At 75.1% G+C, this 13,839-nt stretch carries 9 protein-coding genes and 1 pseudogene; 2 read left to right on the forward strand and 8 right to left on the reverse strand.

Annotated elements, in window-relative coordinates:
• Positions 1-500: 500 nt before the first annotated feature.
• Positions 501-980: pseudogene (locus H7X46_RS30735) on the forward strand ((2Fe-2S)-binding protein); the annotation flags it as partial.
• 83 nt (positions 981-1,063) lie between these two features.
• On the opposite strand, the gene H7X46_RS16720 reads toward H7X46_RS30735, so the two are convergent.
• From H7X46_RS16720 to H7X46_RS16730, 3 genes are all read right to left on the reverse strand, one after another.
• Positions 1,064-2,479, reverse strand: coding sequence for a dicarboxylate/amino acid:cation symporter (locus H7X46_RS16720; protein ID WP_186360291.1), 1,416 nt, complete (start codon positions 2,477-2,479; stop codon positions 1,064-1,066).
• A 207-nt stretch (positions 2,480-2,686) separates the two neighbouring features.
• The gene (locus tag H7X46_RS16725) at positions 2,687-4,012 is read right to left on the reverse strand and encodes an MFS transporter (RefSeq protein ID WP_186360292.1); all 1,326 of its coding nucleotides are present in this window, start codon (positions 4,010-4,012) and stop codon (positions 2,687-2,689) included.
• On the reverse strand, positions 4,009-5,226 hold the full coding sequence (locus H7X46_RS16730; protein WP_186360293.1) for a M20 family metallopeptidase: 1,218 nt from the start codon (positions 5,224-5,226) through the stop codon (positions 4,009-4,011). Before H7X46_RS16730 ends, H7X46_RS16725 begins: the two co-directional genes overlap by 4 nt.
• Before the next feature lie 117 nt (positions 5,227-5,343).
• Here H7X46_RS16730 and H7X46_RS16735 point away from each other — a divergent pair, with 117 nt between their 5' ends.
• Positions 5,344-6,372: an Lrp/AsnC family transcriptional regulator gene (locus H7X46_RS16735; RefSeq protein WP_186360294.1), complete on the forward strand. Its 1,029-nt coding sequence runs from the start codon at positions 5,344-5,346 to the stop codon at positions 6,370-6,372.
• On the opposite strand, the gene H7X46_RS16740 is transcribed toward H7X46_RS16735, so the two are convergent.
• From H7X46_RS16740 to H7X46_RS16760, 5 genes are all read right to left on the reverse strand, one after another.
• On the reverse strand, positions 6,359-7,477 hold the full coding sequence (locus H7X46_RS16740; RefSeq protein ID WP_186360295.1) for an FAD-dependent oxidoreductase: 1,119 nt from the start codon (positions 7,475-7,477) through the stop codon (positions 6,359-6,361). The genes H7X46_RS16735 and H7X46_RS16740 overlap by 14 nt on opposite strands.
• Positions 7,474-8,709 carry a hypothetical protein gene (locus H7X46_RS16745; RefSeq protein ID WP_186360296.1) on the reverse strand — a complete coding sequence of 412 codons (1,236 nt, stop codon included), beginning with the start codon at positions 8,707-8,709 and terminating at the stop codon, positions 7,474-7,476. The genes H7X46_RS16740 and H7X46_RS16745 overlap by 4 nt, the downstream gene beginning before the upstream one ends.
• 530 nt (positions 8,710-9,239) lie before the next feature.
• Entirely contained in the window at positions 9,240-10,283 is a 1,044-nt protein-coding gene (gene sbnA / locus H7X46_RS16750) for a 2,3-diaminopropionate biosynthesis protein SbnA (protein WP_186360297.1), read from the reverse strand.
• Positions 10,280-11,257 (reverse strand): TauD/TfdA family dioxygenase, encoded by a 978-nt coding sequence (locus H7X46_RS16755; RefSeq protein WP_186360298.1) that lies wholly within the window; start codon positions 11,255-11,257, stop codon positions 10,280-10,282. Before H7X46_RS16755 ends, sbnA begins: the two co-directional genes overlap by 4 nt.
• A gap of 21 nt (positions 11,258-11,278) precedes the next feature.
• Positions 11,279-13,723 carry a Pls/PosA family non-ribosomal peptide synthetase gene (locus H7X46_RS16760; RefSeq protein WP_222131335.1) on the reverse strand — a complete coding sequence of 815 codons (2,445 nt, stop codon included), beginning with the start codon at positions 13,721-13,723 and terminating at the stop codon, positions 11,279-11,281.
• Positions 13,724-13,839 lie beyond the last annotated feature (116 nt).

Here is a 13,839-nt window from a genome sequence, read left to right on the forward strand (position 1 = left end):
GCTGATCGACTCGGCGGCGGCAGTCGAGCAGCACGCTCCCGCCCCGCCGACAGCACCTTCGCGCTGATCGACTCGGCGGGGGCAGTCGACCTGCACGCTCCCGCCCCGCCGACGGCACCGCGTTCCGCGGAACGCGCGGCGTCGATACGCAGAGGATCACCGGATCGACGGTCGGCGGCCCGGCTGCCCCACCCGGCACGGCGTCCTACGATCGCGGAATGGCCTCCCCGCTCGTCGCGACGCTCGCCGAGGCCGCGGGGACCGCGCCGTACTGGCCGGTGCGGGTCCGCGCGGCGGGCGATCCACCGGGGACGACCCTCGCCGGGTTCGCCGCCGAGGAGACGATGTCGCCGGCGCTGGACGCACTGGACGCCGAGCTCGACGGCAGCCGGGCGCTGGCCGGGCAGACGCTGGTTGCCCGGCTCGCCGGGCCGGCCGTGGGCGCCACGGCGGAGCTGCTGTTCCGCACCGCACGGGTCCCGCTGCCGGACCCGTCGACGATGGCGTTCGTGCGCGCCACCGCGGACTCCGGTACGACACCGCGGCTGCTGCTGGACCCGGCCACCCCGCTGCTCGTGCTCGACGGGGACCCGCTCGCCGGGGAACCCGGCACCGAGCGCGTCCCGGACCGCGACCGGCTCCGCGCCGCGCTGCTCGACTGGGCGCATGACGCTTTCGCCCCGGTCGTCGAGACGGCCTCTCGACTGTCCCGGCGCGGCCGCCGGGCGCTGTGGCAGACGGTCGCCGACCGGCTCGGCAACGGGTTCCTGCTGGCCGGCCGGGCCGGCGGGGACCTCCCCGCCGCCCGGGCCGAGTTCGAGTCCACGCTGGCCGGCGCCGCCGTGCGGTCGCTTCGCGTGCGGCCGGACTGGGTCGAGGTGCCGAACGGCGGCACCGTCGAGCTGTTCCGCAGGCGGTCGGTGTGCTGCCTCTACTACACCTCGCGGGTGCACGGCGAGCAGTACTGCGCGACCTGCCCGCTGCTGCCGCGCGAGGAGACGCTGGCCCGGCTGCGGGACACCGTCGCCCAGCAGGACGACGGCGCCCCGCACGCCGGGAGTGGTCAGCCGCGGGCCGGTGCCCCCGCCGTCGCGCCGGCGCCGTCGTCGGCCGCTGAGAGCGCCGAGGGCGCGCCGCCTCCGGCCGCCGCCCCCGGACCGCTCCCGGCCACCGTCGTGACACCGCCCTCGTCGGGGGTCTCGGCGTCCTCCCGGTCGAGGAGGCCCTCCTGCCCGGCCACGAGGACCGGCACGGTGACCTGACCGGCCACGTTGGTCGCGGTCCGCATCATGTCCAGGATCGGGTCGATGCCGATGACGACCGCGATGCCCGCGGCGATGACCTCCGGCGGCATGCCGACCGCGGCCAGGGTCAGCGTGAGCATCGTGAACCAGCCGGTGGTCCCGGCGGTGGCCAGCGCGCCGAACACGGCGACCGCGACGATGACCAGGTACTGCCAGGCCGCCAGCGGGTAGCCGGCCACGTGCGCGATGAAGATCGTCGCCAGGGCCGGGTAGACGGCGGCGCAGCCGTCCATCTTGGTCGTGCTGCCCAGCGGGACGGCGAAGCCGGCGTAGTTCCGCTCCACGCCGAGATCGATGGCGGCCTGCCGGGTCAGCGGCAGCGACGCACCCGACGACCGGGACACGAACGCGAACTGCAGGAGCGGCCAGGTCACCGCGAAGAACCGGCGCGGGCCGATCCCCGCGACGGCCTTCAGCAGCACCGGGTACACGACGAACAGCACGAGCGCGCATCCGAGGTAGACGGCCGCGATGAACCCGAACAGCGAGCTCACCACGCCGCTGCCGTAGGTGGCGAAGGCGTTGCCGATCAGGCCGATCACGCCGACCGGGGCGAGCACCACGACCCACCGGACGATCGTCAGGACGATCTCGAAGGCCGACCGGGAGAACGCCACGAACGGGTCGGCCTTGTCCTTCAGCGCGTAGGCGGCGGCCCCGACGAGCAGCGCGGACACGACGACCTGCAGCACCTCGTTGCCGGCGAACGCGGCGACCGGGTTGTCCGGCACGAGGCCGGTCAGCAGGGACTGCCACGAGCCGGGCGTCTTCTCGCCCACCTGCCGGACGGCGTCCGGGTCGGCGGTCAGCGTGACGCCCTCGCCCGGGCGACCGATCAGGCCGATCGCGAGACCGATGAGGACGGCGATCAGCGACGTCCCGGCGAACCACGCGACGGTGCGGCCGCCGAGCCGGGCCGCGGCCCGCCCGCCGCCGAGGTCGCGCAGGCTGACGATGCCGATCACGATCGCCAGGAAGACCAGCGGGACGACGGTGAACTGCAGCAGCCCGGTGAACAGGCTGCCGATGGTGTCCAGTGTGGAGGCCAACCAGCCCGCGCCGGTGACCCGGGCGGTCAGCCCGAGCAGCGCGCCGAGGACGAGGCCGGCGAGGGTGAGGACGGCGAACACGCGGGGCCTGCGCCAGGCGCGGGCCGCACGAACGGCGAGTGACACGGAGGATCCTTCTTCGACGGTGCGGGACGGGGCCGGGGTCTCAGCCCGGACAGCCCGTGGTCATCCGCCGGCACAGGTCGATCACCCGCCGCCGCACGAGCATCGTCTCGTTCCTCCGCACGTACCGGGGCAACGCCGGCGTGATCCACCGTCTTCCCGGGACGGCCCGGGAAGACGGTGGTGTGCGTCATGCCGCGGCGGGTGCGCTCAGGCGGCCCGCGCGGTGCCGGCCTGCTGCTCGTTCCCGATGGTCGCCAGGTCGATCCCCCGGGTCTCCGGCAGGAGGTAGATGGTCACCCCGGAGATCACCAGCAGGCCGATGGCGTAGCCGAGGAACAGGCCCGGACTGCCGATCTCGGAGAACAGCGTCTGCAGGTACGGCGAGGTCCCCCCGAACAGCGCGACCGCGATCGAGTACGGCACGCCGAGCCCGGCCGCGCGGATCCCGGTCGGGAACAGCTCGGCGTAGAGCGCCGGCCCGATGGCGCACCCGGCCCCGAGCAGCACCAGCGCGATCGTCATCGCGAGGAACAGCGTCCAGCCGTCGTGGACCATCGCGTCCAGCGGGAACAGCAGCGCGGCCAGGATCGCGCCGGGGATCAGCAGGGTCCGGCGGCGGCCGAACCGGTCGGAGACCGCGCCCCACAGCGGCAGGACCAGCATGAAGATCACCAGTGCGCCCGCGCCCGCCCACAGCGCCGCGGACGGGTCGACCCCGCGGGCCGTGATCGCGTACGCCGGGGCGGCGACCGACCAGACGTAGTAGGCGACGGTGAGCCCGCAGGTCAGGAACACCACCCGGACCATGGCCTTCGGCTGGGCCAGCATCTGGCGCACCAGCGACGGTGCCGCCTTCGCGGGGGCCGCGGCCCGCGCGGCCTCCTCCTCGGCGTAGGTGTCGGACTCGCGCATCCGCAGCCGCATGACCAGGGCGTAGAGCCCGAACACGCCGCCGAGCACGAACGGCACCCGCCAGCCGTAGGCCGCCATCTGCTCGGTGGTGAGGACGCTGCTGAGCACGGCGCCGAGCACCGTCCCCGCCAGGATCCCCGCCGTGCCGGAGAAGTAGATCAGGCTCGACCACAGGCCGCGCTTCTCCCGCGGCGCCATCTCGGCCAGGTAGGTCTGCGCGGCCGGCAGCTCGCCGCCGTGCGCGAGCCCCTGCGCCAGCCGGGCGACCACCAGGATCAGCGGCGCGGCGAGCCCGATCATGGCGTAGGTCGGGGACAGACCGATCGCCAGGCTGCCGACCGCGGCCGTCGCCACGCACAGCGCCATCGACGCCTTCCGGCCGCGGCGGTCGGCGACCCAGCCGAACAGGAAGCCGCCGAACGGGCGGGCCACGAAGCCGACGGCGAACACGGCGAGGGTCTTCAGCAGGGCGGCACCGGAGTCACCACCGGCGAAGAACTGGGGCGCGAAGAACGCGGAGAAGGTGGCGTAGACGTTCCAGTCGAACCACTCCATCGCGTTGCCGGCACCGATCCCCATGATCGTCCGGCGCTTCTCGGTGCGCGCGTCGACCGTGCTCATGCGGTCACCTCCGGGGCGGGCGCCAGCCGGGTGGTGGCCAGCGAGGCGTAGAGGGCGGCGGCGTCGGCGAGCACGCCGTCGTCGAAGCGGGCCAGCGGCGAGTGGTTCATCGGGGCGGCGGCGGGATCGACGCCGTCCGGGCACGCCCCCATGCCGAGGAACGCACCGGGGATCGCGGCGAGCACCCGCGAGAAGTCCTCCGATCCGCTGACCGGCTCCGGGGCGATCGTGAACCGCTCCTCGCCGAGCAGCTCCGCGCAGACCTCACCGGCGAAGCCGACCTCGTCGGCGTCGTTGACCGTCCGCGGGTACTCGTCGTGCCAGGTCACCTCGGCCCGGACACCGTGTGCCGCCGCGACGCCCGCGCACACCTCGCGGACCAGCTGCGGGAGCTGCTCGGCGTGCGTGTCGGAGAAGCTGCGGATCGTCGCCTCGAACTGCGCGGTGTCCGGGATGATGTTGCGCCGCGTGCCGGCCCGGACGACGCCGACGGTCAGCACGACCGGGTCGAACATGTCGAACCGCCGGGTCACCATCGTCTGCAGCGAGGTGATCATCTCGGCGGCGGCGGCGATCGGGTCCCGGGCGGTGTGCGGGTTGGAGCCGTGCCCACCCGCGCCGTGCACGGTCACGTCGAGGGCGTGCGAGGCGGACAGGAAGACCCCGGGCCGGGTGGTGACCAGGCCCGCCGGGATCTTGTTGGAGAACACGTGCAGGCCGTAGGCGTGGTCGGCCCGCCGGCCCGCTGCGGTGAGGACGCCCTCGTCGATCATCCGGCCTGCGCCGTCCCAGCCCTCCTCGCCGGGCTGGAACATGAACACGACGTCGCCGGCGAGCCGGTCGCGATGCGCGGCGAGCAGCTGCGCGGCACCGGCGAGCGCGGCGGTGTGCAGGTCGTGCCCGCAGGCATGCATCGTGCCGGTCTCCGCGGCGAAGTCCTCGCCGCTGTTCTCGGCGACCGGCAGGGCGTCCATGTCCCCGCGCAGCAGCACGACCAGGCCGTCCCCGTCGGGGGCGGCGCCACCGCGCAGCACGGCGGTCACCGAGGTCGTCGACTCGCCCCGGTGGATCTCCAGTGGAAGGCCCTGCAACGCCGTCAGCACCCGGTCCCGGGTCCGGGGCAGGTCCAGGCCCACCTCGGGCTCGCGGTGCAGGGCCCGTCGCAGCTGCACCAGATCCGGATGGAGGGACCGCGCGTCGTCCCGAAGATCCATGCTGTCTCCTCGTCTCGTCCGGCGGGCCCCGTTGCCCGCCCGGCGGCTGCGGCGAGTGTGCGGGGGCGCTCGCAAGAGCACCTGACATCGATGGATCCGATCTGATTGGCTGGGTGCGTGGACGACAACGCTCACCATCTCCTCTCGGAGGAGGATTTCGCGCTCGCCCACGCCCTCCAGGTCCACCCGCGGGCGAGCTGGAGCGGGCTGGCGCCGGTCCTCGGCAGCTCGGCGGTCACGCTGGCCCGCCGCTGGCAGCGGCTGCGGGACTCCGGGCTGGCCTGGGTCACCAGCTACCCGGCGGTCCAGGAGGGCGGGATGCAGGTCGCCCTCGTGGAGATCGACTGCGCACCCGGCCGGCTCGACGAGGTCGCCGTCGCGCTGGAGACCGAACCCCAGGTCATGACCATCGAGTACGCCGCCCGCGGGCGCGACCTGTTGCTGACGGTGAGCGCGCCGACGTTCACCGGGCTGTCCGGGCTGGTGCTCGACCGGATCGGCCGGGTGCCGGGCGTGGCGTCGACCCGCACCCACCTCACGGCGGCCGTGCACATCGAGGGCAGCCAGTGGCGGCTCGACGCTCTCGACGCCGGTCAGATCGACGCGGTCCGGGCACTGCTCCGGGCCGACCTCGGCACCCGGGCCGCGCCGGTGGACCTGCGCGGGCCGGTGTACGGGCCGATCGTGCGCGAGCTCGGCGCCGACGGGCGGGCCGGCGCGGCCGCGATCGCGGCCCGGCTCGGGCGCCCCGCCTCGACGGTGCGTCGGCAGCTCGCGACCCTGCTCCGCTCCCGGTCGCTGGTCTTCCGCTGCGAGGTCGCGCAGCTGCTGACCCGGTGGCCGATCTGCGTGACGTGGTGGATGCGGCTGCCCACGGCGGACGTCGGCGATGCCGTGCGGCGGATCCGCACCGACCCCCGCGTCCGGCTCTGCCTGTCGCTCACCGGCCCGGAGAACTTCCTGGTCACGGCCTGGACGCATTCGCTGACCGAGCTCGTCGGCATGCAGTCGGCGCTCGAGCGGGCCGCGCCGGCGGCCGAGATCGTCGACACCTCGGTGATCCTGCGGATCCGCAAGCGGATGGGCTGGCTGCTGCACCCCGACGGCCGGTGCACCGGCCGGTCCGTGCCGCTCATCCCGGAGTGAGCTGCCCCGCGAGGGCGTCGCTCCCGGCGAACGCCGGGCCGGGCCCGCGGCCGGTGCGGACGACGCCGGCGACGACCTCCCCCACCGCGGGGGCGTAGCTGAACCCCTGACCGGAGAAGCCGCCCACCGTCACGACGCGGGGCCCGGCCCCGGCGAGCGCGACGATCCCGCGCCGGTCCGCCGTGTACGCCTCCACGTAGGACTCGACCCGCACCGGGCACTCCCCCAGCCCCGGGATCCGCGCTGCCACGGCGGCCGCCCAGGCCCGGGCGTAACCGGGCTCGACGTCGGGGTGGGCCTCGCGGGGGTCCGGCACGCGGGGCTGCGACCGCTGATAGTTGATCTTCACTGTCGTCCCGTCGACCGTCGGGAAGGCGCTGAACACCGGGCCGCCGGTGTGCACGCCGGGCGGGAAGCACCCGGGCCGGAACCGTTCCGGCGCCTCTACCGGGAACCAGCTGAGCACCACCCGCCGCGGGACGATCCCCTGCGGCCGGCCCGGCAGCAGCGGGGTGTGGCGACCGGTGGCGAGGACGGCCGCGTCGGCGACCGTCTCCCCGTCCACGGTCCGCAGCACCACCCGGCCGCGGCGGTGACCGATCCCGAGCACGGTGACGTCCTCACGCACGACCGCACCCGCCCGGCAGGCCTCGTCGACGAGCGCCCGGGTGGCCCGGGGCGCGTCGAGCAGGCCGCCCCGCGGGTCGAACACGGCCAGGTCACCGGGGGCGAGCCGGTGTCCCGGCCAGCGTTCGGCTGCCGCGGCGGACCCGAGCACCTCGGTCCGTCCGGCGAACACGGTGCCGCGGACCCGCGGGTCGGTCGCCGGACCCGCGGTGAGCGCGCCGCACGGGACGAGCGCGCCGCCGGCGACCCCCGCCCAGAGCTCGCGGCTGCGGTCGAGCAGGCGGTGGTGCTCCGGGCGACCGGCCACCGCGGTGCGCACGATCCGGGTCTCGCCACCGCCGGAGGCGCCGTCGGCGTGCCCGACCCGGCCGGCGTCGAGCCCGACGCAGTCGACGCCGGCCCGGGCGAGCGCCAGCAACGCGGCCCCGCCGAGCACCCCGAGCCCGACGACCGCGCACCGGACCGGAGCGGGCGTCACGGTGTGGCCGACCGTGTCCGCGCGTCGGGCGGGAGCGGGACCCGGGCCGGGTCCCGTGGCAGCCGGCCGGCCCACACCAGGCACAGCACCGGCGGCGCCCCGACCGCACGCAGGGCCTCGGCGGCGACCGTGACGTCGGCGAGGCGGGTGCCCGCGGTGTGCACCGCCAGCACGGTCGGCCCGGTGTCGCGCAACGCCCGGAGGTCCTCGTGCTCGACCGGGCGGGTCCGCAACGCGCGGATCGCCGGGGTGCCGTCGGCCACCGTCACGGGCGGGGCCCCCGGGGTGAGGTCCGCGTACGCCCGCCGGTCACCCACCAGCGTGGCCGCCTTGACCAGCTCGGACCCGACGTCGCAGGCCGGTTCCGGGGTGAGCTGCACGACGGTGACGACCGGGAGGCCGCGTAGCCGGACCCGGTAGGCGGCGGCCAGCCGGGGAACCGCGTCCGGTGCCGGACCGGGGGCGAGCACCGGCACGTCCAGCGCCTCGCGCAGCGCGCCCGCCGGGTCGGCCTCCGGCACCAGGCCGCGCGCCCGGCGGACGGCCGGGACGCCGGCCGCCACGAGGACGGGGACGGCGAGGCCGCCCAGGACCGCGGCGACCGCGACCCACACCGCCGCCGGGACCTCCGGTGCCGCCACCGGTTCCGGACCGGCGACGACGACGGTGGCCTGCCCGGCACGCTCCGCCAGCACCCGGCCGAGCTGGTCGGCCAGCGGATCGGGTGCCGGCGACGCTCCAATGCCGTTCCCCGAGTCGGCCCGGGCCGCCGCCAGGCGGTCCAGCTCGGCACGCAGCGGTCCGGTGCCCGCCCCGGTGACCGCCGCGTCGAGGGCGCCGATCCGTTCGCGGAGCGCGGTGACGGCGTGCTCGGCGACGACCGCGGCGTCGGGCCCGGTCACGCGGACGTCGAGCACGCCGGGGACCGGGGAGGTGACCGACAGCCGGGATCCGATCCCGGCTGCGGTCGTGCCGGACAGGGCCGCGACCCGATCGGTGAAGGCTGCCGTCGCGGCCGCGCCGAGGGCCCGGGCGGTGGCGGGAGCGGGGTCGAGCGTGCCGACCGACCCGACCTGCACCGAGGTGGTCGCGACGGTCGGCGGCGGGAACAGCACGGCCAGGGCGGCCGCCGCGCCCGCGGCCACCAGGGCGAGCAGGGTGACCCCGCGACGCCGGCGGGCGAGCGCCGCGCTCGCCTGGCGCAGCGGCCCGTTGCGTGGGGGCGCAGGCACGGTGGCCCATCCCCCGGGCACCGGTCCGGGACCGGTCCGGGCGGGGGCCCGTCCGCCGGACGTCGGTGCCGCATCCGGACCGGGCCGGCCGCCGGGCCGCGGCCCGGGCGGGGGTCCCGGCGGCCGGGGCATCCCGTTCCGGTGCACCGGCCCGGCGGTCCCGGGCACGCCGTTGCGGCCGGGTTCGGCGCGGGGCGGTGCGGTGGTGCCGGGGTGGTTCCCGTTCCGGGCCGGCGCGGGGTCGTTCCGGGGCGGTGCGGGAGCCCCTGTGGGAGAACCGTTCCGGGCCGGCGCGGGGTCGGCCCGCGGCGGCGCGGCCGCCCCCGGGGGAGTGCCGTTCCGCGCCGGCGCGGCGTGGGAGTCGGCGCTCGACGACCGCACCGCGGGCGGGGACGGCAGCGCACCGGAGGGCAGCGCCGCCTCCGGCGAGCCGGGACCGGCGTCCACGGCGCCGGACTCCCCGGGCGGCACCGGGTCCGGCCCGGTCCCCGGCCGCGACGGGACGAGCGGGGCCCGGATCGTGCGCCCCATCAGAGGCTCCGCGCCGGGAGCGGCCCGTCGGACCCGGGCACCGCGGTCCCGAGGTGCGGCAGCGGAGCCGCCCCGCGGGGCACGGGCACCGCTTCGGCGACCGCGTCGCCGAAGTGCTCCCGCAGCCAGGACGGCCGGTACACCGTGTCGAGGTAGCGCTCGCCCAGGTCGGGGGCCAGCGCGACGGCCGTGGTGTCGGCGTCGCCGTGCCGGGCCAGCCAGGCCAGCGCCCCCGCGACGACGGTGCCGGTAGAACCTCCGAAGAGGAACCCGCGGCGCGCCAGCCGGTGACAGGTGTCCAGCGTGTCCGGTTCGGCGACGTGCACGACGTCGTCCACGTAGGACTCGTCGAGCAGCGGGGGCCGGACGCTCGTGCCCAGTCCCGGGATCATCCGCGGCGTCGGCCGGTCACCGAAGGTGACCGATCCCGCGGAGTCGACGGCCACCACCCGCACCCGCCGCGGCCGGCTCCGGAAGTAGCGGGCGCAGCCCATGAGCGTCCCGGTCGTCCCGGCCCCGACGAACAGCACGTCGAGCTCGGGGAACGCGGACTCGATCTCCGGCCCGGTGCTGGCCACGTGCGAGCCCCAGTTCTCCGGGTTGGCGTACTGGTCGAGCCACACGTAGCGGTCGTCGGCCTCGACCAGCGCCCGGACCAGCGCGATCCGGGTGGCGAGGTAACCGCCGGCCGCGTCCGGGACGTCGACCACCCGGACCTCGGCACCGAGCGCCTCCATCAGCCGGTGCGTGGTGGGGTTGCACCGGGGGTCGGTGACGCACACGAACCGGTAGCCGCGGCTCGCCGCGATCATGGCCAGGGCGACACCCAGGTTCCCGGACGACGACTCGATCAGCACCGACCACGGGTGCAGCCGTCCGGCGCGCTCGGCCTCGGCGACCATGCCGAGCGCCGCCTTGAGCTTGACCGAGCCGGCGAAGTTGAAGCCCTCGCACTTGAGGTAGAGCGACCGGCCGACGGACGGGGCCAGGTCGACGTACAGGTCGTCGGTGTTGAACTGCTCGGGGGTGGAGATGACGGTCATCGTGGCCCTCCGGGCGCCGGCACGGCCACGCCGTCGGTCATCGCGACCACGACCTGCCGGTCGCCGGTGTAGGGATCGCGGCCGTGCGCGACCCGCAGGTTGTCGACGACGAGCAGGTCGCCGTCCTGCCACGGCTCCCGCACGGCGTGCCGGTCGTGCGCGGCGTTGATCTCGTCGACGACGTGCTCCGGCACCGGCGCGCCGTCGCCGAACCGGGTGCTGAACGGCAGCCCGTCCGGCCCGTGCAGCTCGAGCAGGAACTCGCGGACCTCCGGGTCCATCGCGTACTCGGAGAGGAACGCGATCTGGTTGAACCAGACCCGCTCCCCCGTGCCCGGGTGGACGAGCACGCCGTGCCGGTGCTGCCGGGTGCGTAGCCCGCCGTCGTCGAGCCACTCGGTCGCGATCGCGTTCGCCCGGCAGTACGACTCCACCTCGGAGCGGTCGGTGGTGCCGAAGGCCTGCTCCCAGGGTGCGCCGATCTCGTCGGAGTAGGCGCGGGTCAGGATCCAGCCGTCGCGCTCGACCCGCTCCACCAGGTCGGCCGGCAGGTCCGCGACGACCCGGGCGGTGTCCACCAGCGGCGTCGCGCCGCCGGTGGCCGGGGCACGCAGGCAGGCGAACAGCAGCGTCGCGGGCGTCTCGAGCACGTAGGACAGCTCGTGGTGGGCACACATCGGCTGCCGGGCCGGCCACGGCGTGGCCGAGTGGACGCCGTCGGCGAGCAGGGTCCGGGTGGCGAACGCCTCGCGCTCGACGTGGCTGCCGCTCCCGAGCCGGGCCGCGACCCCGGAGACGTCGGCGACGGTGCGCAGGCCGAGACCGCGCACCACGACGGCGCCGTGCTCGTCGACGAGCTCGCTCAGCGCGTCGCCGTACCGCTCGCACCAGCCGGTCGCGTCGCCGGCCGGCCCGGCGTCGAGCACCGGTGGACGCCCCGGGTGCAGCCGCACACCCAGCAATGATCCGGTCATGGTTCTTCCCCCTGGTAGTGATCAGGTCGCGGGCCGGCGAACGGGGCCGGCGGGGTTGCCCTCCCAGAACGCGCCGTCCGGCACCTCCTCGCCCTTCATCAGGAAGGCGTCACAGCCGATCCGGGCGTCCTCGCCGACGACGGATCCGTAGTGGACGAAGGCGGCGACGTCGAGGCAGGCACCGGAGGACACGGTGATGCCGGCCGACTTGAACGTGCCGTCCTCCTGCGAGTGGCACTGGATGGTGGTCCCGGCGTTGAGGACGACGTCGTCGCCGACGGTGACCAGGGTGCGGTCGGTCATGGCGGCGCCGTCGTCGAACACGCGGCGGCCGATCCGGACACCCAATGCCCGGGACACGACGTTCTTGAACGGCGTGCCCGCGAACATCTTGTCCCACCCCTGCACCACGAGCTTCCAGTAGCGCTCGTGCCACCAGAAGTACGGGTCGTAGACCGAGCAGAACCGCGCCCGCAGCGGGCGCCGGAACGTGGCGAGCCGTTCGATCGCGACCGTGTAGGTCATGGTGAACAGCAGCGCCGCGAGCATGACGACGCCGACGGCGAACACCCCCAGCGGCACCAGGACGTCGGCCAGGACCAGCGTCAGCAGGGTGCTCCCGAACAGCCCGCCCCAGCGGACCAGCAGGGCCAGCCCGATGGTTCGCCGGTTGTAGCGGTTCTTGCCGCGCAGCCGCCGGTGCAGGTCCAGCCCGGTCTCGAGGTGGGCGAAGGTGCCGTCGCGGGCCACCGTCCGCGGGATCTCGAACGGGGGCGAGCCGAGCAGGCCGACACCGCTGCGGACCGGGCCGTCGGTGGGCACGAGCGTCTTGGTGGCGAACAGGCAGTCGTCACCGACCCGCGACGCCGCCGGGTAGGCGATCCGGTTGCCGAGGAAGCAGTTCGACCCGATCCGCGTCCGGCTGACCACGAAAGCGGTGTCCGAATAATCCGCATTCATGATCGAGAGACCGTCGGCGACCATGGTTCCGGTTCCGATCGAACTCGCGAAGGGCGTCTCGTGTTTCAGCGCGGTGCCGAAGTTCGTCCCGGTCTGGGGAACGAGCCGGAGATCGTATCCGATCATCCGCAGGTACCCGACGATGTAGGAACTGTCGCCGAGCAGGTACGTGAAGAATTTGATGTTCGTCATCCGGATGATCGTGCGGTGCAGCGTGTACCGGATCCCGTACAACCGGTCGACCCGCCCCTCCTCCACGCCGAGCGCCAGCAGCCGGGCCACGACGGTCACGGTGAACAGTCCGGTCACGATCCCGGCGAGGAGCAGCAGCCCGGTGACGCCGAGGACCTCCAGGACGAACAGCGGCGACCCGAACGGGGCCGAGGCGGGAGAGAGGACGAACTGCAGGACCGGGACGTGCGAGAGCAGGACGTTCGCCACCCCGGCACCGAGGGGCAGCCAGACCAGCAGCAGGGTCAGCAGCTGGGCCGCGGCGTACCCGGCCCGGCGCAGCCACCCGCTCGGGGCCGCCACCGGCCCGCCCGGGTCGCCGCCGCCGCGCCGCCCGGGGGTGCCCCACCAGGTCTCCCCCGGCGGGATCCGCTGCCCGGTGTGCAGCGACGACGAGTGCGCGAGCCGGCCGCCGTCCCCGATCTCCGTGCCGATGTCGATCACGGCGACCTCGCCGACCACGACGTCGGCACCGAGGGTGACCCGCCCGGTCCGGATCAGGCCCGGCTCGGCGCGGTAGCAGGTGAGCACCGAGTCCTTCCGCAGCACGGTCCGCGCGCCCACCGTGAGCAGGTCCGGGCAGGCGGGGATCACACGCGCGAGCATCACCACCCCGGGCCCGATCCGGGCGCCGAGCAGGCGCAGGTACAACGGCAGCAGCGGGGAGCCCGCCGCCACCAGGAGCAGAGGGTTGGTCCGCACCAGCACCTTGGCCAGCCAGAACCGGTAGTAGCGGAACCCCCACAGCGGGATCTCCTGCTCGGTCCACCGCCCGACCAGCACCCACTTCGCGACGATCGGCAGCACGGTGAACACCGCGAACGCGATCGACACCGCGAGCAGCGCGCGCAGGTAGAAGTCGACGAGCCCGGATGCCCGGGCGATCCACAGGTAGGCGGTGCCGAGCACGCTGCTGTAGGCGAGGGTGAAGGCCACGAACGTCACGAGCTGGGCGGCACCGCACAGGACGTAGGCCGTGGTCGACGCGCGCGGCCTCGGCCCCCGCTCCGCGGCCGGCTCCGGTACCGCGGCGGCACCGGGCCCGGCGGGCGCCAGCGCCGCGGCGAGACCGGCCGCGGTCGGATGGGCGTAGACGTCGGTCATCGACACCGGCGGCAGGTCGGGGCGCTTCCGGACGCGGGCGCAGAACCGCGCCAGGACCATCGAATCGGCACCCGTGTCGGTGAAGAAATGATCGTCCGGCGCGACCGGGGCACCGGCGAGCTCGCCGAGGATCGCGCAGAATTCGTCCTCGATGGACGGTTCGGCGATCACCGCGGAATGCGACACGGACACGTCACCCCCGGCGCCAGAAGACAGCGTCATCGCTGCCCCCGAATGGACGAGCTTCTGCGGCATGACATCGTGGCGCTTTTGCAGGCGTTACGGCA

Origin of the sequence: Pseudonocardia sp. C8, assembly GCF_014267175.1 — a bacterium.
Taxonomy (GTDB): Bacteria; Actinomycetota; Actinomycetes; order Mycobacteriales; family Pseudonocardiaceae; genus Pseudonocardia.

Bases quoted from the DNA above. Each gene is read 5' to 3' on its own strand.
- sbnA (WP_186360297.1), bottom strand. From the start codon at position 10,283: ATGACCGTCATCTCCACCCCCGAGCAGTTCAACACCGACGACCTGTAC.
- H7X46_RS16725 (WP_186360292.1), bottom strand. From the start codon at position 4,012: ATGAGCACGGTCGACGCGCGCACCGAGAAGCGCCGGACGATCATGGGG.
- H7X46_RS16755 (WP_186360298.1), bottom strand. From the start codon at position 11,257: ATGACCGGATCATTGCTGGGTGTGCGGCTGCACCCGGGGCGTCCACCG.
- H7X46_RS16730 (WP_186360293.1), bottom strand. From the start codon at position 5,226: ATGGATCTTCGGGACGACGCGCGGTCCCTCCATCCGGATCTGGTGCAG.